This window comes from Metallosphaera javensis (ex Sakai et al. 2022), assembly GCA_021654415.1.
In the GTDB taxonomy this organism is placed as follows: Archaea; Thermoproteota; Thermoprotei_A; order Sulfolobales; family Sulfolobaceae; genus Metallosphaera; species Metallosphaera javensis.
In genome coordinates, this window is sequence record AP024487.1 from 249,128 (window position 1) to 274,331 (window position 25,204).

At 45.0% G+C, this 25,204-nt stretch carries 32 protein-coding genes and 2 tRNA genes; 18 read left to right on the plus strand and 16 right to left on the minus strand.

The window, feature by feature from the left end; all coding sequences use genetic code 11:
- Nucleotides 1-5: 5 nt before the first annotated feature.
- Nucleotides 6-1,763: a cbb3-type cytochrome c oxidase subunit I gene (locus QVC96_RS01480; protein WP_238025708.1), complete on the minus strand. Its 1,758-nt coding sequence runs from the start codon at nucleotides 1,761-1,763 to the stop codon at nucleotides 6-8.
- Between the two features lie 530 nt (nucleotides 1,764-2,293).
- On the opposite strand from QVC96_RS01480, the gene QVC96_RS01485 reads away from it, so the two are divergent.
- Together QVC96_RS01485 and QVC96_RS01490 are read left to right on the plus strand one after the other, a co-directional pair.
- A tRNA-Ser gene (locus tag QVC96_RS01485) sits at nucleotides 2,294-2,390 on the plus strand.
- A 63-nt stretch (nucleotides 2,391-2,453) separates the two neighbouring features.
- Entirely contained in the window at nucleotides 2,454-3,218 is a 765-nt protein-coding gene (locus QVC96_RS01490; protein ID WP_425598009.1) for a hypothetical protein, read from the plus strand.
- Nucleotides 3,219-3,382: 164 nt separating this feature from the next.
- On the opposite strand, the gene QVC96_RS01495 is transcribed toward QVC96_RS01490, so the two are convergent.
- Nucleotides 3,383-3,467, minus strand: a tRNA-Leu gene (locus QVC96_RS01495).
- 33 nt (nucleotides 3,468-3,500) lie between these two features.
- On the minus strand, nucleotides 3,501-3,770 hold the full coding sequence (locus QVC96_RS01500; protein ID WP_012021961.1) for a UPF0147 family protein: 270 nt from the start codon (nucleotides 3,768-3,770) through the stop codon (nucleotides 3,501-3,503).
- A 55-nt stretch (nucleotides 3,771-3,825) separates the two neighbouring features.
- On the opposite strand from QVC96_RS01500, the gene QVC96_RS01505 reads away from it, so the two are divergent.
- Nucleotides 3,826-4,185 carry an Sjogren's syndrome/scleroderma autoantigen 1 family protein gene (locus QVC96_RS01505; RefSeq protein ID WP_238025707.1) on the plus strand — a complete coding sequence of 120 codons (360 nt, stop codon included), beginning with the start codon at nucleotides 3,826-3,828 and terminating at the stop codon, nucleotides 4,183-4,185.
- Here QVC96_RS01505 and tmk read toward each other — a convergent pair.
- From tmk to QVC96_RS01520, 3 genes are read right to left on the minus strand one after another with little or no spacing between them, the layout of a single operon-like run.
- Nucleotides 4,118-4,708, minus strand: a complete 591-nt coding sequence (gene tmk / locus QVC96_RS01510) for a dTMP kinase (protein WP_238025706.1) — start codon at nucleotides 4,706-4,708, stop codon at nucleotides 4,118-4,120. The two genes, QVC96_RS01505 and tmk, sit on opposite strands and share 68 nt — an antisense overlap.
- A gap of 49 nt (nucleotides 4,709-4,757) precedes the next feature.
- A complete protein-coding gene (locus tag QVC96_RS01515; protein ID WP_287689740.1) occupies nucleotides 4,758-5,744 on the minus strand; it encodes a Clp1/GlmU family protein in 987 nt (328 codons plus the stop codon).
- Entirely contained in the window at nucleotides 5,741-6,289 is a 549-nt protein-coding gene (locus QVC96_RS01520) for a hypothetical protein (RefSeq protein ID WP_238025704.1), read from the minus strand. The genes QVC96_RS01515 and QVC96_RS01520 overlap by 4 nt, the downstream gene beginning before the upstream one ends.
- A 17-nt stretch (nucleotides 6,290-6,306) precedes the next feature.
- Between QVC96_RS01520 and QVC96_RS01525 the strand changes: the two genes are divergently transcribed.
- The 4 genes from QVC96_RS01525 to QVC96_RS01540 are packed head-to-tail and all read left to right on the plus strand — an operon-like array spanning nucleotide 6,307 to nucleotide 7,919.
- Nucleotides 6,307-6,831 carry an ATP-binding protein gene (locus QVC96_RS01525; RefSeq protein WP_287689741.1) on the plus strand — a complete coding sequence of 175 codons (525 nt, stop codon included), beginning with the start codon at nucleotides 6,307-6,309 and terminating at the stop codon, nucleotides 6,829-6,831.
- Nucleotides 6,822-7,319 (plus strand): CDP-2,3-bis-(O-geranylgeranyl)-sn-glycerol synthase, encoded by a 498-nt coding sequence (locus QVC96_RS01530; protein WP_238025701.1) that lies wholly within the window; start codon nucleotides 6,822-6,824, stop codon nucleotides 7,317-7,319. The genes QVC96_RS01525 and QVC96_RS01530 overlap by 10 nt, the downstream gene beginning before the upstream one ends.
- A gap of 7 nt (nucleotides 7,320-7,326) precedes the next feature.
- On the plus strand, nucleotides 7,327-7,659 hold the full coding sequence (locus QVC96_RS01535; RefSeq protein ID WP_238025700.1) for a hypothetical protein: 333 nt from the start codon (nucleotides 7,327-7,329) through the stop codon (nucleotides 7,657-7,659).
- 41 nt (nucleotides 7,660-7,700) lie between these two features.
- On the plus strand, nucleotides 7,701-7,919 hold the full coding sequence (locus QVC96_RS01540) for a hypothetical protein (protein ID WP_238025698.1): 219 nt from the start codon (nucleotides 7,701-7,703) through the stop codon (nucleotides 7,917-7,919).
- Here QVC96_RS01540 and mcm read toward each other — a convergent pair.
- Both mcm and QVC96_RS01550 read right to left on the minus strand, forming a co-directional pair.
- Nucleotides 7,916-9,976, minus strand: coding sequence for a minichromosome maintenance protein MCM (mcm, locus tag QVC96_RS01545; RefSeq protein ID WP_238025696.1), 2,061 nt, complete (start codon nucleotides 9,974-9,976; stop codon nucleotides 7,916-7,918). The two genes, QVC96_RS01540 and mcm, sit on opposite strands and share 4 nt — an antisense overlap.
- Nucleotides 9,957-10,502: a DNA replication complex GINS family protein gene (locus tag QVC96_RS01550; protein WP_238025695.1), complete on the minus strand. Its 546-nt coding sequence runs from the start codon at nucleotides 10,500-10,502 to the stop codon at nucleotides 9,957-9,959. Before QVC96_RS01550 ends, mcm begins: the two co-directional genes overlap by 20 nt.
- Nucleotides 10,503-10,592: 90 nt before the next feature.
- Here QVC96_RS01550 and QVC96_RS01555 point away from each other — a divergent pair, with 90 nt between their 5' ends.
- From QVC96_RS01555 to moaC, 4 genes are read left to right on the plus strand one after another with little or no spacing between them, the layout of a single operon-like run.
- Nucleotides 10,593-11,096 carry a THUMP domain-containing protein gene (locus QVC96_RS01555; RefSeq protein ID WP_287689742.1) on the plus strand — a complete coding sequence of 168 codons (504 nt, stop codon included), beginning with the start codon at nucleotides 10,593-10,595 and terminating at the stop codon, nucleotides 11,094-11,096.
- A 33-nt stretch (nucleotides 11,097-11,129) separates the two neighbouring features.
- Nucleotides 11,130-12,383 carry an ORC1-type DNA replication protein gene (locus tag QVC96_RS01560; RefSeq protein ID WP_287689743.1) on the plus strand — a complete coding sequence of 418 codons (1,254 nt, stop codon included), beginning with the start codon at nucleotides 11,130-11,132 and terminating at the stop codon, nucleotides 12,381-12,383.
- Complete coding sequence (locus tag QVC96_RS01565) at nucleotides 12,358-12,612, plus strand: hypothetical protein (protein WP_238025692.1); 255 nt, start codon at nucleotides 12,358-12,360, stop codon at nucleotides 12,610-12,612. The genes QVC96_RS01560 and QVC96_RS01565 overlap by 26 nt, the downstream gene beginning before the upstream one ends.
- Before the next feature lie 11 nt (nucleotides 12,613-12,623).
- Entirely contained in the window at nucleotides 12,624-13,052 is a 429-nt protein-coding gene (moaC, locus tag QVC96_RS01570; RefSeq protein WP_287689744.1) for a cyclic pyranopterin monophosphate synthase MoaC, read from the plus strand.
- Here the strand turns inward: moaC and QVC96_RS01575 are convergent.
- From QVC96_RS01575 to psmB, 4 genes are all read right to left on the minus strand, one after another.
- Nucleotides 13,039-14,370: a replication factor C large subunit gene (locus tag QVC96_RS01575; protein ID WP_287689745.1), complete on the minus strand. Its 1,332-nt coding sequence runs from the start codon at nucleotides 14,368-14,370 to the stop codon at nucleotides 13,039-13,041. The two genes, moaC and QVC96_RS01575, sit on opposite strands and share 14 nt — an antisense overlap.
- On the minus strand, nucleotides 14,367-15,347 hold the full coding sequence (locus QVC96_RS01580) for a replication factor C small subunit (RefSeq protein ID WP_238025689.1): 981 nt from the start codon (nucleotides 15,345-15,347) through the stop codon (nucleotides 14,367-14,369). The genes QVC96_RS01575 and QVC96_RS01580 overlap by 4 nt, the downstream gene beginning before the upstream one ends.
- 66 nt (nucleotides 15,348-15,413) lie before the next feature.
- On the minus strand, nucleotides 15,414-15,866 hold the full coding sequence (locus QVC96_RS01585) for a YbhB/YbcL family Raf kinase inhibitor-like protein (protein WP_287689746.1): 453 nt from the start codon (nucleotides 15,864-15,866) through the stop codon (nucleotides 15,414-15,416).
- Between the two features lie 31 nt (nucleotides 15,867-15,897).
- On the minus strand, nucleotides 15,898-16,551 hold the full coding sequence (gene psmB, locus QVC96_RS01590) for an archaeal proteasome endopeptidase complex subunit beta (RefSeq protein WP_238025872.1): 654 nt from the start codon (nucleotides 16,549-16,551) through the stop codon (nucleotides 15,898-15,900).
- A gap of 202 nt (nucleotides 16,552-16,753) precedes the next feature.
- Here psmB and QVC96_RS01595 point away from each other — a divergent pair, with 202 nt between their 5' ends.
- Nucleotides 16,754-17,152 (plus strand): winged helix-turn-helix domain-containing protein, encoded by a 399-nt coding sequence (locus QVC96_RS01595; RefSeq protein ID WP_238025687.1) that lies wholly within the window; start codon nucleotides 16,754-16,756, stop codon nucleotides 17,150-17,152.
- A 399-nt stretch (nucleotides 17,153-17,551) separates the two neighbouring features.
- Here QVC96_RS01595 and QVC96_RS01600 read toward each other — a convergent pair whose 3' ends face one another.
- Nucleotides 17,552-17,770 carry a hypothetical protein gene (locus tag QVC96_RS01600; protein ID WP_287689747.1) on the minus strand — a complete coding sequence of 73 codons (219 nt, stop codon included), beginning with the start codon at nucleotides 17,768-17,770 and terminating at the stop codon, nucleotides 17,552-17,554.
- A 271-nt stretch (nucleotides 17,771-18,041) separates the two neighbouring features.
- Here QVC96_RS01600 and QVC96_RS01605 point away from each other — a divergent pair, with 271 nt between their 5' ends.
- Together QVC96_RS01605 and meaB are read left to right on the plus strand one after the other, a co-directional pair.
- On the plus strand, nucleotides 18,042-18,461 hold the full coding sequence (locus tag QVC96_RS01605) for a cobalamin B12-binding domain-containing protein (RefSeq protein ID WP_255776126.1): 420 nt from the start codon (nucleotides 18,042-18,044) through the stop codon (nucleotides 18,459-18,461).
- Nucleotides 18,451-19,395 (plus strand): methylmalonyl Co-A mutase-associated GTPase MeaB, encoded by a 945-nt coding sequence (meaB, locus tag QVC96_RS01610; protein ID WP_238025685.1) that lies wholly within the window; start codon nucleotides 18,451-18,453, stop codon nucleotides 19,393-19,395. The genes QVC96_RS01605 and meaB overlap by 11 nt, the downstream gene beginning before the upstream one ends.
- Before the next feature lie 58 nt (nucleotides 19,396-19,453).
- On the opposite strand, the gene QVC96_RS01615 is transcribed toward meaB, so the two are convergent.
- Nucleotides 19,454-20,089 (minus strand): DUF2250 domain-containing protein, encoded by a 636-nt coding sequence (locus tag QVC96_RS01615; protein WP_287689748.1) that lies wholly within the window; start codon nucleotides 20,087-20,089, stop codon nucleotides 19,454-19,456.
- Entirely contained in the window at nucleotides 20,074-20,673 is a 600-nt protein-coding gene (locus QVC96_RS01620) for an alpha/beta fold hydrolase (protein WP_287689749.1), read from the minus strand. Before QVC96_RS01620 ends, QVC96_RS01615 begins: the two co-directional genes overlap by 16 nt.
- A 146-nt stretch (nucleotides 20,674-20,819) precedes the next feature.
- Here QVC96_RS01620 and QVC96_RS01625 point away from each other — a divergent pair, with 146 nt between their 5' ends.
- The gene (locus tag QVC96_RS01625) at nucleotides 20,820-22,049 is read left to right on the plus strand and encodes an NAD(P)/FAD-dependent oxidoreductase (RefSeq protein ID WP_238025681.1); all 1,230 of its coding nucleotides are present in this window, start codon (nucleotides 20,820-20,822) and stop codon (nucleotides 22,047-22,049) included.
- Between the two features lie 5 nt (nucleotides 22,050-22,054).
- Complete coding sequence (locus QVC96_RS01630) at nucleotides 22,055-22,636, plus strand: DUF1641 domain-containing protein (protein ID WP_238025680.1); 582 nt, start codon at nucleotides 22,055-22,057, stop codon at nucleotides 22,634-22,636.
- On the opposite strand, the gene QVC96_RS01635 is transcribed toward QVC96_RS01630, so the two are convergent.
- Nucleotides 22,629-23,435 (minus strand): ATPase, encoded by an 807-nt coding sequence (locus QVC96_RS01635; RefSeq protein ID WP_287689750.1) that lies wholly within the window; start codon nucleotides 23,433-23,435, stop codon nucleotides 22,629-22,631. The two genes, QVC96_RS01630 and QVC96_RS01635, sit on opposite strands and share 8 nt — an antisense overlap.
- Before the next feature lie 99 nt (nucleotides 23,436-23,534).
- Between QVC96_RS01635 and QVC96_RS01640 the strand changes: the two genes are divergently transcribed.
- Together QVC96_RS01640 and QVC96_RS01645 are read left to right on the plus strand one after the other, a co-directional pair.
- Complete coding sequence (locus QVC96_RS01640) at nucleotides 23,535-24,077, plus strand: hypothetical protein (protein ID WP_287689751.1); 543 nt, start codon at nucleotides 23,535-23,537, stop codon at nucleotides 24,075-24,077.
- Nucleotides 24,078-24,298: 221 nt separating this feature from the next.
- On the plus strand, nucleotides 24,299-25,159 hold the full coding sequence (locus QVC96_RS01645) for a dihydrodipicolinate synthase family protein (RefSeq protein WP_238025674.1): 861 nt from the start codon (nucleotides 24,299-24,301) through the stop codon (nucleotides 25,157-25,159).
- Nucleotides 25,160-25,204: the final 45 nt, after the last annotated feature.

Consider the following 25,204-nt stretch of genomic DNA (forward strand, 5'->3'; position numbering starts at 1 on the left):
CATGATCATAAACTTTTGGCTCCCTTTAATACGGGGTAGGAGATCAGTACTATCCCTATGGACAGCAGAACTATCCACACCCAAGGCATGGCATTGTAGGTGTTGCCGGAGAAGGCCAGCGGGAACATGCTAACTACTATGATCAGTGCGCCCACTATTCCCAGCGTCCACAGACCGCTCAATCCTTTCTTTATCATGTTTTTACTGAATAAACTTGGGATATTAATATTTTCTCCATTCCACTCCAGAGCTGCTCCCACGGTTCCAATGAGTTGGCCAAGACCTACTCCCTCCAAGTTCATGTTTCTGCCCTTGACTAAGGTTAGAACTAGATTAAGGAACCAGACCAGTGTGGCTAGCTCCGCAATAACAGCACCAACAGTTGATATCACTTCTGCAGTAACTAGAGATGGAACTCTTGGATAAATCTCTGCCCTTCTCACAAGGCCCTCAAATCCCTGCAACTCATAGCCTACTATGAAGAGAACCGATCCAAGCACGTAACCTATCCAGTGAAGCCATGCCATCTTGGATGAGAACCACTGCTTTCCCGTCATCATGGGTATCATGAAGTAGAGCACTGCCATTGCGGCCGGGACAATTGAGAGCAATATCATTGCATGGAAGTGAGAGACCACCCAGTCAGTGTTGTGAACAATTGCGTCAAATGCAATGGTCGCATTGGATATACCCGTAACTCCTGCAGCTATGGCACCCGAGAAGGAGGTTACCGTAAATGCGGTTATCACGTTAAACTTGACCTGCGCACCTTTTACCGTGGCCCATAGATTGAAGAACGTTAGCATTGAGGGAACGACCACAGCATACGTGAGAACTTCCTGTAATATCTTGATAGAAACTGGAAGGTTAACCATGTACAGGTGATGGATAGGAACATTATTGGAGAATATTAGATAGAGAAGAGCGGAGATCCTACCCATTCTGTCGCTGTAGAGAGGCTTGTTAGCTAGAGTTGGTATAAGTAGATACAAGGCGCCAACTGCAGGCATCCACGCCATGTATACCACTGCATGCCCGAAAATCCAGAAGGCTATCTGGTTAGCAATAGCGTTGAGAGGCACTAGGTTGTAGAAAGCCAGTACATCCCATACGTCTGCCGCGGTCACCCCGGAATACCCTATCATGAAAAGCAGCGTATTCATGAGGAAAAATACCAGGGGGACGGGTAGTTTCTCCTTAAGCTGCTTGGATGCAATGTAGTAATGATAGACGATCCAAATGCCAGCTAGATAAGTGAAAGCATCTAGAAGAAGCCAGCCATAGAAGAAGAGAGGAGATACAACGTAGTTGGAGTAGTTAGGTATCCCCATGGGAGATATATAGTACCAGTCAGTAGCGCTGAAGTAATTGTCATTAAAAGTTGGGGCTATTACTATTGGGCCCTCCATGAACATCATGGAAATGTTGATTAGAATGAAGGAAATGTTGAGCAACCACTTGGCCCTAGGTTGGAGATTGAGAAGCTTTATGGTGAAGTAGATGAAGATAGCGTATATCACCTGCTGGGCGAACCCAAACAGGTCCCTCTCGGCGTGTAGTGTTATGCTCGCGAAATACTCCTGTGGGGTGAACACGAGAGTACCGCTTAACCCCCACATGGTTTCCTGGATCCTCACCATGAGGGAATCTATTACTCCCAGCAATCCCCAAATTACTCCCATGACTAGCATTGCCATAACAATCCTAGTAGTCCAATCCTTGTCTAATTGGAACAGCGAGACAACAAACTCCTTAAGTCCCATATCAATTCACAATGATAGTCATGTAGAGCTTAATTCTTATCCTTATTTTTAGTAGAACGACGGATATTGATTTTAACATAGTTTATCCCAGAATTATCTACTAATTAAATTTAGTTAATAGAGTTTGATAAACCTTAAATAGATCTCTGTTTTAGGCAATTGATTCTGGTATTGTCCAATACTTGACAGGTGTCAGACTGGAGGGGATGTAAGACTTGAATAAATGGACTCTGATACATGTTAAACCCAACAATGTGAACCGTAGCTTGACTGCAGACGTTATTTGGTAACTCTTTATCATGTCGATAATCTGTCTTGAGCAATACCGAAATTCTAACCCTGAGCTTACACATGAGAGGTTTGGTATCCTGCTGAGTGTTGGTAAAAGATATTTCTTTATCTTTATTCTAATCTAATGTGCAGATCGTGTGGTTCCCAACATCTTGTATGATATTATTTCTCGGAAGACCTGTTGAGACGCGAAGTATCATCGTGAAAGTTTTTTAATCGTGTTTCTCTTTTTACATAGTGCCGGGATCGCCTAGCCTGGTTAGGGCGGCGGCCTGCTAATCCATGCAGGTAGCCGTTGGGGGAAACCCCGCGTGGGTTCAAATCCCACTCCCGGCGCCTCTCACGTTGACATGCAACAATAATAAACCATTTTTCACTCCTGTACATGGGTGTAGTTTCATCCCAGTAGACAAATCAATTCTCTTGAAAAGGGCATTGGAGGTAGTAAATGCAGGAAATGAACAAGGCCTCACATTAAGGCTAATAGGGGGTGCAGCTGTTGCTGCTATAGCACCAGAGGGAGCTACTCTTTTCCCGAGAACGTATAAGGACGCTGATTACTTTGGTCTATCCTCGCAAAGGAAGGCTATTATTGATCTCCTCCAGAAACTGGGAATGGAGCCGGACAAGAGATTTAACGCCTTACACGGATATAATCGCCTTTTATTCTTCGACCCTGTTCTCAACACAAACGTAGACGTCTTCCTAGACGAGTTTGTAATGTGTCACAAACTGATTTTGAAGGATAGGCTTAAGCTCTATTCACCTTCCATACCCCCATCGGACCTCCTCCTGACCAAGATGCAAATCGTGAATCTCACCGAGAACGATAGAAAGGACATAGCAGCACTGCTTTATGAGTTTAAGGTGTCGAATAGGGACTATGATAAGGAATTGGACTCCAATTATATTGCTGAACTCCTGTCAGATGACTGGGGTTTCTACAAAACCTTTACAATAAACTTCGATAGAATGAGAGAGTTTCTCTCTTCCATTCCTCAAGAATATGGAAAGGTTATTCTTGATAAGCTGGAGACTATTATGAAACTAATTGAATCTCATCCTAAGTCCATGAAATGGAAACTTAGGGCAAAAGTCGGCGAAAAGGTAAAATGGTATGAGGAACCTGAAGAAGTAAAAGCTGCCGGAGGAACTGACCAGTAAGGCCATGATGTTCTCGCATAACTCTGCTGAACCCATGTCATGATTTTGCGCTCGGATCCGTTACACAGGGAGGAGTAGACTTTCCAGTTGGGGAAAGCTCACTCTCTGGTTGAGGGTATTAACTTGCCTCGCCTTCATTACTAGTAAGAACTGTGACATGAACATGCGGGGGGCGGGATTTGAACCCGCGCAGGACTGCTCCAGTAGGGCCTAAGCCTACCCCCTTTGGCCTAGCTCGGGCACCCCCGCTCAACACTCTCTTAAAACGCGCACTTTAAAAAACTAGTCTCTTATGGTCTCGAGAATCGAAACAACGTTCCAGATGGAAATCCTAGTCTGTGAAGGCATGTTTGGATCTTGACTTATTTCGTCCAGTATCGCCGTCGCATTAGCTGCCCTAACTGCCGGGCTTAATGACGGATCCTGAAGGTTTCTTATTGCGTCGCTAGCGGCTCTCCTAATGTTTCTGGGAACGCTTGTGTCATTAACCACCTTCTGAAGCAGAACTATTGCTTGCTTAATCTTCGCCTCATTGTCATAAAGGGTTGCCAACATTTTCACCCGATATACTTTTTATGTTACCAAATTTAGGTTTATGCTGAATTTAATGTCTTCGGAACAGAGCGTAAAAAGAGCAGCGGAACTTTTGAGGCAAGGCGCGACCATGTTAAGCGAGTCGTGCCCTCTATGCAACAGCCCTCTTTATAAGTTGAAGAATGGGGAGATAGTGTGCCCCGTTCACGGGAGGGTAATAATAGCTAGAGATGAAGAGGAAGAGAAAAAGCTGAAGCGTGGAATATCGCTGGATTACACGGAGCAGATCCTAGTTGACTCCATGTCCGTCGTTGTGGAGAAGTTGAAGAACGATCCCATGAACTCTGAGGTAATTGTCCAGCTGATCAGGTATCTGGACTCCTTGGAGAGGTTGAAGAGGATAAGAGATCTCGCACAAACTCAAGAGAAATAGACAGGAGTTTTTCCAAGGGAAGAGTTCCATCCAGTACCTTGAAGTTATATCTCTTGGACAGGGACAGGTAGTTCTCCCTCACCCGATCCAGCGATCTTCTCTTTTCCTCAAAATCTAGGGAGTCGCGTTTACTCCTGAGTCTCTCTAGTGCAACAGATACTGGCACGTCAAGGAGTATTGTGAGGCTCGGAAGGGGAAAGATTGAGCTAAGAGATTCAAGCCATTCCTGATCCGCCCCAACCCCCTGATATGCCAGCGTCGAGAAGAAATATCTATCGCTAATGATTAGATCAACGTTCTGCGACTCCATCCACTTCACGTGAATTCGTCTGTCCGCGGAGAATAGTAGGGCCAGGAGCACTTGGTCATTCCACTTATACTTCTCAAGAAGTTGCTTAATATCGTCAGTGAAAGGTTCTTGAGTAAGTAATACTCTGAACCTAGGGGAAAGCGATTCGGCGAGCTTGGTAGCTAACGTGGTCTTGCCAGATGCATCGATGCCCTCTATGACAACTAGTTTCATTAAATCATGTTTGCCTCCATGAATTATTTAAGAGAGGGGCCCCTCAATCCTAGGTTAATCTGCGTTCCATCCATCCCTCATCCAATGAAATAAAGCCTGGGACGAAATCATCGAAAAAGGGTACTGGCGTCCTGATGAGGAGCTCGTCGTCTACCTTCATAAGGCCTGCACCAACTATCCTTCCATTTATGATGACGGCAGTCATGAGGCCGTTGAGATAGTTATTAAGATAGCAGGAGTTTCCAGTAATCCCCAGCCTTCCTCCGAATCCGTTCACCTTTATTTCCCTAGCTTTTGTGAAATATCTCTGATAGAGCTCTCTCCTGTTGTTCCGCCTGTTGATTCTTGTCTTCCTGAACCTGATTTGAGGGGTTCTAAGCAGGATAGTTCTCTGCCTGTACTCTCTTGGGATAAGCCTCAGCGACTCAGTACCCAAGGCTATAACGTAATCTGGATCCGTGAGCTCAATTATTTTTCTCTTGTGTCCCACACCCGAGGATCTGGTCCAGCCGTCCGTGTCCACGACCAGGTTTCCAATATCCCTGATCAGCTTCAACGAAAGCTCTAAATGCAAGCCTGGGGCCCTTGATGGCGAGATATCCCCAAAGAACTCAGCCCTAGAGAAGGAGAGTGGATTTTGAAACCAGAGTTTACTTCCCTCTATCATGGAAATGAATGACGGAAGGAAAAGGCTAGACTGACCCACGTCTAGGTCAGCGTAGGCGAAATTGCCGGTTAGATTGTACAGCATCCTTGAAAAGTAGCTTTTTCCGGAGTCCTGCTCTCCCACCACTATAACCCTTCCTCCCGTCGCAGAAATGAGTTCCGCGACGTTCTCCCATCCAGCGGACGGTGATACGAGTAGCGTTTCACAGTCGGACTCAATCTCAGCTCCCCTCTCACTATAGACCGTGAACGTGGTCTCTGGAATCAGGTAAATCTCCTGGCTTAGCCCAAGTATACTGATCTCTCCTCTATTAACTCTGACCTCACATGGGCCTCTCATGATTACGTACGTGTGTGGGGGAACCCTCATGTGGTAGACCTGAGAGCAATAACGTAAGCGGCCCTTAGGTCCTTATCCTTAATGGAAACATATGGGGTCCTGTAGTTGGTTCGGGACTCATTAACCTTCTTGGCATATGGGAAATATCTCCTGAGATATTCGTATGCGCGCCTTCCTCCGCCATTTCCCACTCCAACACCTATGTAAACCCTTCTGTGCGGATATCGCTCAATCACCCCCATGATATAACCTGGAGTTTCCTCTAGTTCCAGTTCCTCTGACTCCACAAGCTCTCCATCTGCTACCACTGCCAGAGTTAACCTGTCCTGATTGGTGTCGATGCCAATGAGTAGCTCATCAAACCTCTCCTTGTTCAGCAGTTTTAGGTAGATGGAAACTACAGTATCCGAGGGATCCACTGCACTGGAAACGGGTATGTCGCCTGCCCCAGAGTCCGAGACAATCAGGGCACCTGAATCCGAGGATACGTTCACCCCTAAGCTCTTGAGCCTCTTGTACAACACGGTGAAAAGTTTAGGGTCCTCGAGCTTGAGGACTACCTTTTTATCTTTCACAAATATAGCACATATTAGTGGGATATAAACATTTATCAGTAATAGATTTCCTTTTCAATAGAGGTAGTATTATCTCAGTATTTGGCGGTTCCGGAACAGGGAAAACTGCACTGGCACTTCACGTGATCAAGGAGATAGGCGACGGGGTGTTCATCTCCACCACCGGTCATGAATACAAGGGTAGGATAAAGGGTAGATGGAGTGGCATGTTTGTGGACGTGAGCGGGGAATACGAGCTTTTCATGGCTATAATAGAGGCCGTTGAGATGGACCCAAGAGTTATCGCGGTTGATGCCATAAACAGATTTTATAGGATTAACAGAAAAGTCTCTCAGTTTCTGATGACACTGAACCTGCTTAAGTTAGCCAGGGGAAGAGTGCTCATGACCTGGGAAATGTCCACCAATAACAGGGTGAGCGGACATAAGATCATGACCTTCTACTCGGATGACGTCTTCAGGACAACTGGAAGGTACATAATTGGCAACGGTAGAAGATGTAAATTCGCCATAAGGGAGAATGGGGTAATGGGATGTACCTAGTGGAGTTACTGCTGGGTTTAGTTTATTATCTCCCAGCCTTTGTGGCCAACGGATCTGGGCCCATGGTTAAAAGGGGAAGTCCGATAGACTTTGGGAAAAATTTTCTTGACGGCAGGAGGATTCTTGGAGACGGTAAGACCTTTGAGGGTTTAATAATGGGATTAACCTATGGTACCACTGTGGGCGTTGTTCTTTCCTCTTTCCTGGGTACGCACTGGATCCTGATCTCCTTCATGGAATCTCTAGGGGCCATGGTGGGGGACATGGTGGGAGCTTTCATCAAGAGAAGGATGAATATACCCCGAGGAGGAAGAGCCCTTTTCCTGGATCAACTGGACTTCATTTTTGGATCCACGATGTTGGCATATCCGGTGGGACTTTCAGTGACAGTGTACCAGTTTCTCTTGGTTATAGTTGTCGCCTTCGTGGCTCACGTCCTCACCAACATGGCAGCATTTCGATTAAGAATAAAAAGCGTGCCGTGGTAATTGTATTATGGTAAATCCGCAAAGAACTCTGTCGCAAATTCTTGAAACCTATGTAACAATAATCCTTGTAATAATCCTGATAGTTGGAATCGCAGGAGTTCTGGCCATTCCCTACTATATCTCTCCCATAACCTATTCTCAGGGAGGTCCCACCAACGGAGGATACCTGGTGCTGGGAATAATACTGGTGGGCATGTTGCTGGCCGGAACTTTCCTCCTAGAAAGAAAGCAGGTTGAACTTGGGGCCTTTACCATCATCTTCTCCGTCTTAATTCTATCCATAATAGTCTGGGAACTGTATGGCGTGTCCAGCGTTAACAACATAATACACAACATCTAGAAGAGAAAGTTATTTTAGGCAACACATCATTCTTTCGAATCATGGAAACGATTAAGGTAAAACTTTCCACGGGAAAGGAGGTCACAATAGACGAAAATGCAGTTTCAGTTCTTAACAGATACGCAAGGACCTTGCTCACCCTTGAGGGTGTAGCTAAGGAGCTTAACTTGGCTGGATGGGAGGAAGCATACGAATTAATTAAGGCAGTGCCCTCGTGGGTTCTCTGGACACCACTGGAGATATACAAGAGATCCGCCTAGGAAACTTTCTTGAAGCATTCTGTTGATGCTTCATAAATCAGGCCACTTTTCTTCATGTCCGAAATTATCTTTTCCGCGCTACTCTTCTCTATTCCTTCCCTTTCCGCTTCCTTCACTACCTCCTTAAGCTTTGCGCATCCCTTGTCGTTAGAAAGCTGTTCTATAATCTCCATTATCTTTACCATCTTCTCCCTAGCGCTCTTGGGCTTCCCGGTCATTATGGTGTCTATATCCAGGGAACCGGACTCGACGTCTATCCCGACTTTCTCAAGGAATATTCTCATGATATTGATGGCCCTCTCTGCGTCCTCCCTTGTGGCCTCTAAACGCAGAGCCATTCTGGCATAGGCCTCTGTAATCCTTATGAGTGCCTCCAATTGCCTAGGAGTAATGAGTATGGGTGAACTGGGGTTTTCGCTACTTTTCCTTCTCATCTCCACGTAAAAGTCGGCCAAGAGTTGTTTTGCCTCATCATTCAACTTTGGATTAACGAACTTTCTAGCGAAGGCAATGTATTTCTTCAGGTCCTCTACAGGAATGAAGTTTCTCACTTCCTTCCCTCCATGCATATCCAAGATGTGGTTCGCCAGGTTCTGGTCCTCAGAACCGGGTTTATCCACCAAGATAAAGATGAGATCAAACCTTGAGAGGATCGTGGGCGGAAGTTCTATATTTTCCGCCACCGCCCTCTCCTGAATGTATCTCCCGAACTTCGGGTTTCCGGCAGCTATAATTGTAGCTCTAGCGTTAAGCTTAGCTAGTATTCCTGCCTTGGCAATGGATACGGTCTGTTGCTCCATTGCCTCGTGTATGGCTACCCTGTCCTCCTCCCTCATCTTATCTATTTCATCTATGACTGCTATACCTCCGTCGGCGAGGACCAGTGCACCGGCCTCCAGATAGTAATCACCCGTGTTTTTCTCCCTCACCACCGCCGCGGTTAGACCGGCCGCAGTAGCTCCCTTACCCGTGGTGTATACGGACCTAGGCGACACCCTTGCCGCAAACTGAAGAATCTGTGACTTTGCTGTACCCGGATCGCCTATGATCAATACATGTATATCCCCCCTTGTCCTTGTTCCGTCCTCCATTACCCTTGATACCCCACCAAAGAGGGCCAAGGCTATGGCCTCCTTGATTTCCCAGTGATCGTAGATAGAGGGAGCTATAGAGGATATTATGGCCTCCCTTATCCATGGGTTTTTGGCCATATTTTCTATCTTTTTCCTATCCTCCTCGGTTATCTCCACCTCGTCCAATACCTTCTGAGAGATCTCTACGTTGATAACCTTCAGGTAAATATCAAATATGGACCTGCTTCCCTTCCTAAGGAAGGAGTCTTGTTTTATCATGAGTATTCCAGTAAACCTGACCCTATCCCCTGGCCTTGCAGAATCCACCAGGTCGTCCTCAAACACAGCCTCCAGCTGTCTAGGAATTTGCCCAGGTGGTACCTCCTCTGGTCTCTCCTGTATTATTACCCTTTGCCAGTCTGTCAACTCTGCCTTCTGGGGGATGATGTCGAACTGGCCTGGCTTGCCACAGACAGGGCACACTGAGGGCATCTTTATGGTTTCGTCCATTTCCTCATCTTCTGGCCACCTGAACTCGGCGTTGCACTCAGGATGGGTATGCTTTAGAACAATCCTGTATGCCCGCTCCTTGATAGGGGTCTGCTTTGTGAGTATTCCCTCCACCACAACAATCTTGTTTATCTCTGAACTCCTTATCCTGCGCAGTTCCACTAGCCTTGGAACGTTTACCAGTCTAAGGTGAACTCTCTGGACCTCAGTCACGAATTGAGGATCCTGCTCCCCCAGTAACTTGAGGATCCTGTCCTCAAGAATAGGCAGAGTTGACAGGGGACTGTTTATTATTTCGGTGGCCAGTCTCTCATCGAACTGGTAGATATCATTGAAGTCAATAACTAGGCTCCTTTTCCTAAATGCCAGTATCTCATTAATCTGCTGAACATATTTCAGGTTTCCATCCTTATCCCTGGAGGTTCTGATGAACTCCTCCAGTCTTTCGCCCAAGTCAAACTGCTGAGTTTCCATCACCTTCACCTATCATGGTAAGTGAACGTCTCAAATCCTGAAATACCAAATTTTCCTCTGGGGTCATCCTGTTTATAAGGATTTGGTCAGATACGTTCAGGCTAGCCAATTGCACTATTTTCCTCATCCTTAGACGTTGCAACTCGTTAACCATGTAAGATAACCTTCTGTAGTTCTCCAGCTCGCTGGGGGAGCTACTCCCAGATAATTTTCTCAGAGTGTATTTTGCTCTGATGTAGAAATCCCATGGTATTTGAACTAGGGATCCCGGTACGGTAGCGTTCTGCTTCTCTTGATAAAGGTACTTGGATATCTCCTCTATGGTAAGGGGAATCTGGGATACATATCCTTCAGTTTCCAAGACCTCTATCAGCCAAGAGGGTAACTCTGACTGGTTTCCCTTCACCAGTTTGATCTCTTCCATTCCAAGGTCAATAGCCGTAATGTCATCTAGAACCTCCACCCTTCTCTTCCAAGTCTTGACAAGCCTTCCAAGAGCCCTGTACTTTGCAGTGATCAAGCCCACTACACTAAGATATTTTGGCGTTACATCCTTTAAAAGGAAAACAATATTTTACAAGTGTATTTTGAGCATGAGCAGAACGTGGTGTAATTCATGGAAGGATTTGACGGAATCAGACTTCTGATCACCACAGCACCCAACAAGGGGAACAGGTGCAGGACAGATATTCTGAATAGATTAATTCCCCATGACGTGGAGGTAAGAGTTGAAGAGCCCGTTAGGAACGTGTTGCTGGTATACTCCAAGTTGTCCAGCATACAGTGTTATGGGTTAGTCATGTCAGCTCCTCCCGCATGTGCCAAGAAGATCTACCCCGTGGACCTAGTGGTTAGATCGGATTACAGGGACATAATTAATTCCTCCTTGTCTGTATTACGAGATAAAAGCGGATCTCTCTACGTGGAGTGCATCCTTAGATCGGGGAACCTGGACTGCAGGACCATTGAGATGGCCGTGGGAGGATACCTGAAGGACAGGTTTAGAATTGATTCGAGAAATTTTGATATAAAGCTTACAATTAATATAATAAGACAGATCTCCGTCATTTCGCTTTTGAAGAGGGGTCAGGAGAAAGTTTCAGTCAAGTCTCTCAGCTAAAATATAAGGTATAACAGCTAATTTTAGGATTAGGTGAAAGTTACGACCAAGCTCGAGGACATAATAGAGAACAGCCTATCTGGAAGCACAATCTTCAAGCAACAGAAGGTGTTATCTCCGGACCACATACCTAGCAGGCTTCCCCACAGGGAAGAGAAGATCAAGGAGTTATCCCTCGCATTTAGGGATCTCAGCACTAACATGGGATCAACGTCTGTCAGAGTTGTTGTGTCTGGGCCCACTGGCACAGGAAAGACTGTAACCACAAAGTCCTTTGGAGACGCCTTAAAGCGAAAGTTCAATGAGAGGGGATTGAGAGTGGAGTATATACATGCCAACTGTCATAGTCAGAGGACGCTGTATCTATTGACCATGGAGATAGCATCACATCTTAAGCTACCAATCCCGGTTAGGGGACTTTCCTCCCAAGAAGCGTTTAAGATAATTCACGATTATCTAGCCAAGAGAAACATTCACCTCATCCTTACCCTCGACGAGTTCGATTATTTAATAAATACCTCCTCTTACGAGGACATCTATTTCCTTGTGAGACTTTATGATGAGCTTTCCTCTCCCTCAAGACACATCAGTTACATCTTTGTCATGAGAGACGAACAGAATCTATACGCGCTGGACAGAAGTATTAGGGATCACATATTACGGAACGTAATAAGGCTGGAGCCATACAAGTCCTATGAACTGAAGGACATACTCATGGACAGGGTAAATGAGGCATTCTACCCCAACGTTGTTCCAGAGGACACTGTTGACTACATTTCCAACCTGTACGGTCACGATAAGGGAGGTAGTGGTAATGCCAGACTGGCTATTGAGGCCTTGGAAGTTGCGGGAAAGATAGCCGAAGTGAAGAACTCTCCCCTCGTTCTTGTTGAACATGCAAAGGAGGCTAATTCGAGAATAAATGTGGAGGCAGGAGAGATTCTAGACGAAATTCCGTTACTTGACCTGCATCTCCTTATCATGTTAAAAGCATTAATAAATTTGCATAAGAGATTAAAAGTGGATTCTGTGCCAATAGGTAAACTGGAAAAGGAGTATGCTGAACTGTGCACGGAACTTGGAGAGGATCCTAGAAGGCATACTCAAATATACGAGTACGTAAGGAGAATGAAACTGATGGGAATCCTAGAAACCCAACAGAGTGGTAAAGGGATGAGGGGTAGAACCACCCTGATATCGCTCTCGGTTCCCATCACTCAGGACTTTGAAGACCTCATAACCAGGAACCTGAGGATGAAACTTGATAACAGAGAGGAGCCTGTATAGGCTGAGGATACTTTCAACCCTTTTAAAGGAGGGAGAAATTCCCATTAGTCTTCTGGCTAGGGAGTCAAGGCTAAGGTTTGACATAGCCAAGAGGGAAATAGCGGAGATGGAAAGAAAGGGACTGGTGGAGGTTCTGGACTCAGGGAGAGTAAAAATTGTAAAGATTAACATGACCAATAGAAAGGTTATAATATTGAGGAACCTAATTGAGGAACTTGAGGATCTTTGAAGGAGGCAATAATGGTAGATATTTCAAACAAGGAAGTGGTGTTGAGGGAGGCTGTAGCCGAGGGTTTCATTAAACTTAGGCCAGAAACACTTCAACTGGTTAGGGAAGGTAAAATAGAGAAAGGTGACGTTATCACCATTGCCAAGACAGCTGGTATTCTTGCTGCCAAGAGAACACCTGATCTACTACCACTGTGTCATCCAATACCACTTGAGAAGGTTGAAATAGAAGTCCTAGTGGAGAACGGAGGGATAAGAGTTAGAGCAAGGGTTATGGCCCATTATAAGACTGGTGTGGAGATGGAGGCCTTGACGTCAGTTTCGGTGGCCCTACTGACCATCTGGGACATGGTGAAAAAGTATGAGAAGGATGAAAGAGGGCAGTACCCATCCACAGCTATCACCGACGTGAAAGTGGTCAGCAAACTCAAGATTTCCTAGATCTCGACCTAGAAGTGGATCTAGACCTAGTGGTTCCTTCAGAGGATTGCGTGCTGGTTCTGGTTTCCCTAGTTATACCTTCCTCGACCTTTGAGGATGAGATAAACTCCATCTCCTCTGGAGTGAGTTCTAGGTACTTTGCCATCTCATCTGAGCTCCTTGATGCCGTGATAAGAAAGAATGGGAATACGTCGTTGTAAATCTTCGCTGACGATGAATGAAGATGGTATCCTATCTTCTTTATTATTTGGTCCCTAACGTCCCTTGTCCTTTTAGATTTGAAAAGTTGCTGTACAAGGGTGGGAAACTGATACTTTTTCCACTTGGCCTTCCAGGAGGGGCTCTTCTTTTCCACCTCGGCCATTGCGACCCCAGGACCCATGAGATCAAAGGTGTAACTTAACATATCCCAGCTGGAGAGCCTTGCCCTAGTGAGGAAGATTGATGCCCTAGCCAGGGCGTCGTAAGCCCTCCATATATCATTTAACGTCTCGTATTGCACAGGTATATTCTCGGATAACCACCTCATCAGAAGATCATATTCCACCTGGGAGTTAGATACAGCTTGCTTGGCCTGCCAGCCGTACCTCGCCCAGAAAACGCTTCTAACTGTCTCAAAGGGATCCAGTTCCCTCTCCTTTCTCCTTACAAGCTCGCTTACCAGCTTCTCGGTAACCTCACCATATCCCTCAGCAATGGATTGAAGAAAATTAATTGCATACCTCGAGTCGCCATCCGACGCCTCGATGATCTCATCCAGCGCGGAGTCCTCACACTTGATCTTCTCTCCCGTACAGATCTTCTTGAGTAATCTCCTCATGGCTATCTTTCCAAGTTTTTTTACCTCCACCATCTTCACAGCATTTCTCAGGTCGCGCAAATTCGGGTTCCATGGATCGTTGGCAGCCATCAATATGGGATACTTTGTGTTTCTAAGTATCTCGAGAATTGCAGAGATAGCTCCAAAATCCTGCTTTGGTTGAATTCCATCAACCTCATCCAGAAAGATTAACTTTCCCCTTATTCCAAAAAGGGAACCACTGACCGAGGCCCGCTCTACTATTGATCTCAACGAACTGAGATTCCTAGTATCGCTGGCATTGGTCTCAACCAGCTCCAGCTTATAGGTATTGGCTAGGGCAATGGCCATGGAAGTTTTCCCAGTACCAGGTGGTCCATACAGCATTACCGCAGTGGATGAGGGAGATCCCTTCAGCCAGGAATCTATCCAGGACCTTAATTCCTCCTTTACGTCCTCTTGATTTTCCACGTCGTCTAGGGTCCTTGGCCTATACTTGACCACCCAAGGAACAGTCATTTCTTCTCGCCTAAGTACTTCTGGCCAAGGAGGGCAAGTTTGGCTAGCATAGCTGAGAGCTGAATTTCGTCATCTGCTCCCTCGATTATCCTGAACTCGACCTCTCCTATATAATCCGTCAGTAGAACCCTGAGCTCTTCCGGTATCTGATACTCGTTGGAGAATATATCCCTGTGTACCTGTTTGACAATATCCTCACCAGATAAACCATAATTGATTATCAAGGAAAGAAGCTTGGAACGGGCATCCATGAATCTACCCTGAAGCGCGGACTTCACCATCTCCCTAACTTCCTTGGGCTGGGCCAGTCCCAGTACCTTGAATACCGACTCCTGCGTTACCTTACCGTATGCCGAGGCAGCCTGAAGTACGTTGATGGCTTTTCTCATGTCCCCGTTTGTAACGTCGTATATTACGTCAAGTGCCTTTGGATCGTACTGTACCCCTTCCTTCTTCAATATGAAATCTAGCCTTGATATCACGTCCTCCTTTTTGAGAGGATAGAACCTAAAGAGGGCAGTACGTGACTGAATAGGATCAATGATTTTACTTAAGTAATTGCAAGCTAGAATAAATCTTGTGGTCTCTGTGTAAAGTTCCATGGTTCTCCTCAATGCCTGCTGGGCATCAGCCGTCATATTGTCAGCCTCGTCCAAGAGTACCGTTTTGAATGGAACGTTTCCCGGGGTGACGGTTCTCGCAAATTCCTTTACCTTGTTCCTGATCACATCTATACCCCTTTCATCGCTGGCGTTCAGTTCGAGGAGATACTGCTCATAGTTTTCGCCATACAGATCGTGAACCAGTGCCAAAGCTGAGGTAGTCTTTCCTGTTCCAGGCGGTCCAGCAAAGAGCAGATGTGGCATATTCTTCTCCTTGACGAAATGCTTCAGGCGCTCCACAATGTCCCTTTGGTTCACAATATCATCCAGACTTCTCGGCCTGTATTTCTCGGCCCATAATATTTCATCCATCATTATCAGTTGTAAAATAGGAAGATCATATATTAAAAAACCGGTCTCCCTGTTCAGCTCTATCTACTGTCAATCCCTCTTGTATTTACCCATCAAGTTACCTACAGCTATGACATGTCCCTCCATAGCGTCCCTTAGATCCTCCGCAGATACCCGCTTGAGTGCCCTGAGCGAGAGCTCAGTGTTGAGAGCGTAAACATTGAAATAATATCTGTGATATCCATGACCCTTTGGAGGACACGGACCGTTGTAGCCAATCCTTCCAAAGTCGTTAACACCCTGCAGACCGTATTGAGTCTTCTCCCTCTTCTCTACTCCCTCTGGAAGCTCGTTATTCTTCACGTCGTAAATTACCCAATGAATAAAGGTACCTCCAGGTGCGTCTGGATCCTCAACTATTATGGCGTAAGTGACGGCACCGGGAACTTTCTCCCATTTAAGAGGAGGAGATACGTCCTTTCCTTCACATGTATATTGGGAGGGAATTACTTCCTCATTCTTGAATACCGAACTAACAAGCATGAAATAAAGTAAACATTAATGTATAAAATCTTTACATGGCTTCCTTCCTGTTAGGATATATCTCCTTCTCCACATGTCCATCCTTTGTTATCTTCGTCACAATTACGCCTGTGCCCGTAAAGGAGTCCCTCTTTATAGCGGACATAACGGCCCTGGCTGCTAAGTCCATTGCTTGATCTCCCGTCAGATCGGGGCTGTAACCATCTTCTAGAACACCCATGGCAACTGGAGAACCAGAGCCAGTTGCTACGTAGGTTTCCTCGGTCATGTCCCCTAGATAGTCAAGATTGAACAGTCTAGGTTGCGTGTCATATCCTCCCATTAGTATCTGAACTAAGTATGGAAAGTATTTGTTCTGGGATAGAATGTTCGTGAGGTACGTAGCTAGAGCCTTAACGGTGACCGGTCTATTCCCTGAAATGAAGTTATAGTGGTAGATATTCTTCATGTAATTATAGATGAATTGAAGATCGGCCACGCTACCAGCTGTGGTCATACCAATACGATCGTCTATATATACTATCTTCCTTACCATCTTATTTGCAACGAAGAACCCTGCGCTGGCTCTCCTATCTGCAGCAAGAATTACAGCGTCTTTGACCACCAGACCTACAGTAGTGGTACCTTTAAGAATCTTGATCTTATCCCTCGAAGGTCTATTCTCAAACTCTCCGAAACCTTCCATTTTACTCGACATCTATTTTATAGCCCTCGTATTTGAAACTTTGTTTAACCAAGGAAAGATAATGAGTGCGGAGAAACGACTAGGTTGAACCACTTATTTTATACATGCGTAAGCTCATCTTCTCTAACATGATTAAAATCAGCCAATTATATAGATAAAACGAAGAAAAGTTTTAAGTGTAATAGTATTATCAATTACAGGTATGGAGAGCTTAACAGGGACAAGACGGAAAATATACTACTATCTGGTGAAGCAGAAGGATCCGGTTCCCCTTAGGAAGATTCAGAGAGAACTGAAGCTGAGCTCTCCTTCACTTGTTCTGTACCATTTGAAGAAACTCGAGGAGAATGGCTTAGTTAAGGAAACTGATGACGGATATGTGGTCACCAAGTTAGTACTAGGTGATTTCGTAAAATTGATGAATGTCCTTATTCCTAGGTCAGCGTTTATGGCTTCTTTTCTTATCGCATCCTTGATATTGCTCTGGGTAATCAACATGATAAACCCCTATTCTGTTACACTTTTCTCCTCCATTGTTATAGCAATACCAGCAAGCATTTTTATTGTGGATGTAGTGAGAAAGTACAACGAAATAAGATAACCTTTCTAGCCTTCTTTCAATATCTGACTAGATAGTAATATAGAATGGACATAGAAAGAGCATCTATGATTGACATTGTAAGTGAAGGATAGACATAAAGAGGATCCTTATCGTGACTCCACATAAAGAATGAGAGGGAATATGTAACCCCTTGAGCGGTGAAAAGTACTGCCAATACAGTCAATATTGCAGATAGCTTACCTCCAAAACTCGTTCTAAGGCGATTGAACTCAAGTAGGGTAAGAATAGAAAGTAGGGCCGCAAATATTGAAAGACCAATAGTGACGTACCAAACCTCAAACATCTACCTGTCTATTTCTACTCACTCCCTAATCCGATAATAAGCATTTGCCCAAATCGTTCTTTCTTAACTTTTCAGTATTTTTACTAGTCAATATACTAATTTTGAAGACTGGTTCTGCTCATAGAGGTGAGATTCTTGACCTTCAATCGTTTACTGTAAGCTACCCCGCCATAAAGGGTGGAGCTTCCTGCTTCATGGATTAGGCTTGCCATGGCAAGCCTCATCTCCACAGGCTCAACGGGTGGCTTCCACCCTGCCCTCCTTAGGAGGTTGAGGGAGGCATTGAGATCGCGGTAAAGAACGCTAGGCCCCATTTTAAATCTGTTTTGTTCGGCGTTCGTTCATCTCCGCCGCAAACGGCGAGGTTTTCAAATCTTTATAAAGACCACAATATTCCATAGCGTCGCCAAACTTGCATAAATTCGTTCCATGGCTTCGTGACTCAGCATCGAATTCCTTGTAACTTAAAATTTACCGACATGGCCACATTATGCACTATTCTAACAATAAAACAAGAATTTCTGGGAACATTATCATTTCCAGAAGTGTTTAAACTATTTAAACTTGAAATGTATGATAGTACTGATGGAGAAGAGGATAAAAGTAGTAGTAGCCAAACTTGGGCTCGATGGTCATGATAGGGGTGCTAAAGTAATTGCTAGGGCCCTTAAGGATGCAGGAATGGAGGTTGTATATACAGGTCTCAGGCAGACACCTGAGCAGATAGTTAGGACAGCCATTCAGGAGGACGCTGATGTAATTGGAATTAGCATATTGAGTGGGGCACATCTGGAACTGATGCCGAAGATCGTTGAGGCCATGAGAAGGGCAGGCCTAGATGACGTAGGTCTCGTGCTAGGAGGAGTTATCCCGCCTGAGGACATTCCTAAGCTAAAGGCTATGGGGGTGGACGAAGTATTTTTACCTGGAACTAGTTTGAAAGAAATCGCACAAAAGGTCTCAAAACTTGCCTCAACTAAGAGAGGTATAAAGGTTGAAGGATGAGCTCCTGAATAGGGCGTTAAATGGAGACGAGCTGGCTATATCGAAAGTTTTGACTAACATAGAATACGCTACAGAAAAGGGGCTCAATTACCTGAGTGAATTGGCTAAACTTTCAGGTAAAGCACACACTGTGGGGATTACTGGTATACCCGGTGCAGGTAAAAGTACGCTAATTTCCAGTCTAATTGAAAGCTATACTGCATCAGGGCACAGGGTTGGCGTGATAATGATAGACCCCTCCAGTCCAATATCCATGGGATCGTTCATGGGCAACAGGATAAGAATGCAGGACAAGAGCCTTCTAAAGAACGTGTTCATCCGTAGTATTGCATCAAGGGGACATCTGGGAGGGTTCTCGTCAGAGGCAATAATGTTAACTGAGGCCCTGGATGGGCTAGGATATGACAGGATAATTGTGGAGACTGTAGGAGCTGGACAGACTGACACAGACGTGATGTCCGTGACTCACTCAGTAGTAGTACTCGTTATACCAGGCACCGGAGATGAGATTCAGGCACTCAAGGCAGGTATAATGGAGATTGGAGACATCTACACCATAAATAAGGCTGACAAACCGGAGGCCGATGCGGTATATGATGCGGTTAAATTCGTTATAGATAGTGGGGAAATGCTGTTCAGAGACGAATGGAAGCCCAGAATTCTAAAGGTAAGCGCACTGAAAAAGACGGGGATAAATGAACTAGTTAATACCCTTGAGGAACATGCGGAGTTTCTAAGGCAGAGAGGTCTGTTTGATCAAAGGGTTAAGAACAGAAGGACCAAGATGGTTGAGCTCTTATTGAGAAGGCGACTTTACGATGTGACCTCCAAGGTCATTGAGAACAACAGCGAAACAATTAACGAGCTGGTTAAGGAAGGTTACATCAATGAACTACTCACCAAGCTATATCACGAAGTGAAGGAGAAGCTTTAGTTAGGGCACTCCAAATATCTTGAGATTTAAACCTGGTAACGTTAATTCTACTCGAAACTCATTTCGGTAATATTCCTCTTCTTTTCATTTCCCTAACAGTTAATTCCCCGATTCTAGTCAAGCCATAATATTTGTGATGAGTTCTTGTCTCTTTTTTTGGTTTAGATTTTCTGTCTCCAAATTTAATAATTTTAGCATTAACCTCTTCCAATAATCCCATTTTAACCAGTTGTTCAAGTTTCGAATTAACCTCCTCCAGGTCCTTTTTTGTGAGCTTAGCGTAAGTTAATGCGTGATCAGCATTCAATTCCTCTGCAAGTCTGACAATATTCAATCCCAGCTCATCTCCCTGAAGGTATTCTATGTAGGCATTTATCAGATCCTTTTCCTCAAGATATCTGAGAAGATGGTCCCCTGTTCTGGTTAATGAATAGTAAGTATGGTGCTTGTGCACCTCTGAGCTCAATTTGAACTTTGCTTCGGTGTTCTTCAGGGTTGCACCTTTTACCCTCTCTATTAAACCTAAGCTTTCTAACTTGTCGAGTATGAGAATTACTTCCTCAATGGGGATCTTCGTATTCAGCATAATTGACTTGCCGTAGTCCACATTTGCCTTCCTCAGATGTTGTAAAACCGTCAGGTATCGCTTGTCTTCAATGAGCTTTTTAAGATAGTCCTTCAGTTCTGGTTCCATTTCAGGTCATTCAGAAACTTCACTAGGGTTTCATTGAACTTCTTCGGATCGTCCAGATAACATGCGTGCTGATTCCCAATGATCTCCAGCCTGGCACTCTTCACACTGCTCATTATTTTCTTGGCATTTTCCAGGGGAGATACGGTGTCCCTCGATCCCCAGATCAGGAGTACTGGTTTACCGTTCAACTTTTCCAAATCCTTTTCCAAATCATCAACGCCTACTGGACCAATGAGTACTAACCCTGAAAACTTCCCCTGATTAACAGCATACCTCAGAACCGCATTGCCTCCCATGGATGGACCAAGAAGCACTGGTTCTCTCAAACCCATCGAGTCCAGAAAGTCTCCTATGAACTCCCCTAGATTACCCCATTTACCTCTCTCAGACTTTCCGTACCCCGGAAAATCTACCGCAATTCCTGGTATACCAGACTCCTTAAGCTGTGACAGCGTGCCCACCTGATTCCACGTTTCAGCGTTAAACCTAGCACCGTGAAACATGACTATTCTAGGACTTTGCGACATATCATTGTCTATATAGTGAATTTTAATACCCTTAACTCTAACGAACCCGTCAGTCATATAGTAATATAGCAGATTGGAAGCTTTAAAGTTTTTGAACTTTATCTTAAAAAATAATAAGTTTACCTATATTAAATAGATATTTTGTTCAGATTTATTGAAATAAAGTTTTTTAAGTGACACGACAAAACGGTAAAAGATCTGAAATGACAAAGGTCCTAGTTTTAGGAGGAAGATTCGGCGGATTAACTGCCGCCTATAACGCGAAGAGACTGTTGGGAAGCAAGGCTGAAGTAAAGTTAATGAACCAGGACAGATTCACCTATTTCAGGCCAGCTTTACCCCACGTAGCTATAGGTGTGAGGGATGTAGAGGAGCTCAGAATTGATTTAGCCAGTGCAATGCCAGAGAAGGGGATATCATTTTCTCAGGGGAAGGTAGAGAAGATAGATGCAGAGTCTAGGATCGTCTACTACAAGAAACCAGACGGTGGAATGGGAGAGGAAGAGTACGATTACCTTATGGTGGGAATAGGAGCTCATCTAGGAACGGAGCTCATCAAGGGATGGGATCAGTTCGGGTATAGTGTGTGCGAGCCTGAGTTCGCCGTCAAGTTAAGGGACAGACTGAAGGACTTCAAGGGAGGTCACATAACCATTGGATCGGGTCCCTTCTATCAAGGAAAGAACCCTAAACCGAAGGTTCCAGAGAACTTTGTGCCTCAGGCAGACTCTGCGTGTGAGGGTCCTGTATTCGAAATGTCTCTCATGCTTCACGGATACTTCACAAGAAAGGGAATGTGGGACAAGGTGAAAATAACAGTATATTCTCCTGGAGAGTATCTTTCAGACCTTTCTCCTGCATCAAGAAAGGCAGTTGCTGAGATTTATAAGGGGCTGGGAATAGAGCTAGTGCACAACTTCAGGCTTAAGGAGTTAAGAGAAAAGGAGATAGTGGATGAGAAGGGTAATAAGCTGGAGTCAGACCTGAGTATATTACTTCCCCCATATACAGGGAATCCTGCACTAAAGGCCTCGACGAAAGACCTGGTAGACGATGGTGGATTTATTCCAACCGACCTGAACATGCAATCCATAAAGTACGATAACATCTATGCTGTGGGTGACTCTAACGCCTTGACTGTGCCCAAGCTGGGATACTTAGCAGTTCAAACTGGTAGAATTGCTGCCCAGCATCTAGCCAACAGACTAGGCATACATACGAAGGTGGAGTCCTATTATCCGACCATAGTGTGCGTAGCCGATAACCCGCTTGAAGGGTATGCCGTCTCTGTGAAGGACGATACCTGGTACGGCGGTCAGGTTTCCGTGGCCCAACCTGCGGCAGTAAACCACCTAAAGAAGGAGTTGTTCACCAAGTACTTCATGTGGACTAAGGGTGATATGGTCCTAGAGAAGTTCCTAGGAAGCTGGTGAGGCTCGTGGAAACCCTTGAGGTTCAGACCATAGACAAGTTGATGAGCCCAGACAACCTAATGACAATTAACAGGGTCTTGGATCTTCTGGGAACCTTAGATAGAATGGGCATACTTGATTTGGTGAACGGTGCGTTACAGGATGAGGAACTAATAGGAAAAATTATGGGGTCCATTATCAACGATAACACCCTTTCGATGATAACACAACTGAATAATTTGGGATCTCTAGTAAAAATTTTCATGGATAAGGATATTACTGATGATCTCCAGTATGTATTTAAATTGTTGTCATCTCTTAGAAATTCTGGTCTCATGGATCCCATAATAGGCATTCTCAACGACCCCGAGACCCTGGGAAAGATAATGGGATCACTGGTGAACGATAAGACTCTCCAACTCATAGAAAACTGGAACGGCACTCTCGACCTAGTAAATGCTGTAGGCAACGCGCTTAAGGAGGAACACAAACCCGTTAAGTCTGTCATAGATATTTACAGAATGATGAAAGATCCTGACGTGCAAAGTGGCTTAGGTCTTCTATTTGGTATTATAAAAGAGCTTGGGAAAATTGCCAAAACTAAATAAACTCCTTTTTCACTAGAAAATCTATAAGAGCAGAACTACGCGAGGTTGCCAGCTCAATTGCGTAGGTCTGTGGTCTTAGGAACTTAAACGCCCCTTCGGATCTGATTAGCCAGGGAGGAAGAGAGGAAAGTTTGAGGAAATTGGAGTATTCCCTTCCATCGAAGACATAAACCCTTCCAGGGACAACTGTAATGACGTAATCAATTCCAGGTGGGTAGTAGGTAGGACAGGAAGCATTGTTATAGGACTCTATGAGGACGTCCTTACGACGAGCTAGGATCCTGACAACGCTCTCATACACTATTTTACCTGCGTTCTCCAGAAATCCCCATACTTCCTGTTCTTCCACGGTAACTGGATTGAATTGCGAGCTCAACCTCTCCAGTACATCCTCCATAGATTGAGGGATGAGGTTGGATGGACCCTGAAGATAGACGCTTCTCTTCTCATCTGTTACCCTAAGCATCACGGGGTAGCCCCTGTCCATCAAGGAGAGGTAGTATGGAAAATTTCTCTCAATGCGCTCAGGATCTACCGGAAAGAGCAGAACGGCAAATGGATTAATTTCCTCGACTCTCTCTCCTGTGCTATCATGATAACTCAACGCGTCATTACCCGCAAGTATTCCCAGTTCTAGGCTCCGCGTCAATGTTGAGTAACTATACCACGCGTTATGGCCTGCAACAGGTTTCAAGGGAAAAAGATCTATGCCAACCTCCTTAAGGAGGGAAATGAGGGTGAGTCCAAACCTAGTCTTTCCGGAATCATGTGGTAGGCCCCCATTTATCAGAAGCCTCATGAGTGAAAATCGTCTCAGGGAAATAAATGCATTAGACAGATAATAAAAGAGACGTAGATTTGGATTAAGTATATAATCCAATGAGGGAAACTTAGGTTTGTGAGAACAGGACTTCTGATGCTTGCTGGCATCGTAACGGCTGTAGCTCTGGCATACCTTTCCATAATGATAGCCAGTCTCCCTTTCTATCCCTTTCACGATAGGGGATTTAGGGATGATATGGAGACAGGAATTTACTTTGGCGGAAGTCAGCACCAGATACTTTTCACTCCCCTGGCAGTGACAGGGAATTCTTCGAACCTGAATTATAGTACCATGGATTTAGCTATCTATGATGCTCCAATAAACGGCACCGAGAATCTGTTCCCGAGGTGTCCCAGCAACATCGATGTGTATCCCATGAACGTAACGTCTTCACCCAACGGCACGGTTAGCTTTACGGTTACGCTTGAAGGTAACGGTTTTGTGCACATGATTGGTGACAATAGATTTTACAGAGTGCTGGAATTCCAGGAGGTATTCACACAAAATAACATTTCAATAAATATAACATTACAGCTAAATAATGTGCCTCCTGGGGAACTTTGGATACCGATTTGGGACAGTTGTCATACCGAATATGTGGAAGTGATTATCAGGTAGATTCGATCGTGTTTCCCAGTTGGGTTGAAAACTTCTTACACTTATGAGGCTAGGGCACGTCCTAACCACCAGATCGTGCTGGCATGAAAAGGCACATTGTCAGCCACGGATCTCTAATCTTTAGGGATTTTTAGTCATAATCGTGTACCAACCCGATTAAGTTCCTTCTTTGGGTCGTGTTCTGCAACAACTTATTATTTGCGATGCTTCCACATACTCTCATGAAACAGATTATAGTTGCCAATGTTACTCCCTTCGACGAGAAGGGTAACCTAGACCTAGAGGGTCTGAAAACCCTTTACAATTTTGACTTAAGCAGGGGCGTTACAGGTTTTTGGGTGATGGGGACGACAGGGGAATGCAAGATGCTTACTACAACCGAGAAATTAACGGTTGCCAAGACCTCAATAGAAATCCTAGGCGAGAAGGCCATAATTGGAATAAATGAAGAGTCTACCGACAACTCGGTGAAACTTGCAAGGGAGATAGTGGACATGGGCGCTTCGAAGATTTTCTCCCTTCCTCCCATATATCATAAACCATCAGAACTTGGGCTCTTCAAGTTCTTCGAATCCCTTTCCAAGATTGGGGTTCCTGTATACGTTTACAATATACCCAGTTACGTGGGATACAACATTGACCTAAATCTCACAAGGAGGATGGCGGAGGAGGGGATAATCCAAGGCATGAAGTACACCACGAACGACCTGGTCTCCTTTCACGAATACACAGGACTGAAGCAGGATCACAGGTTTGAAATATTCATGGGTACCGAACACCTCATTCTGCCCTCGCTAATGTACGGAGGAGACGGCGTGGTGACTGCAGTGGCTAATTTCGCTCCCGAGTTCGTGAGGAATATATTCACCTTCTTTGAGGAGGGTAACCTTCAGAAAGCCATGGAAGAACAGCATAAGGTTATCAGGTTGGCTTCGGCGGTATCAGGAGAGGATTACCCGGCTGGAGTGAAGATAGCCCTAAGATATAGGGGGCTCTACGTGGGAAGAGTGAGGGAACCACTTCAGGAAGATATAAATCGTGAAGGGACAATATACGCAACGTTAAAGGAATTCGGGCTCTGAATGATGAAATCGATGTAGGTTGAGGGATGAAAGGATTATTCCCGG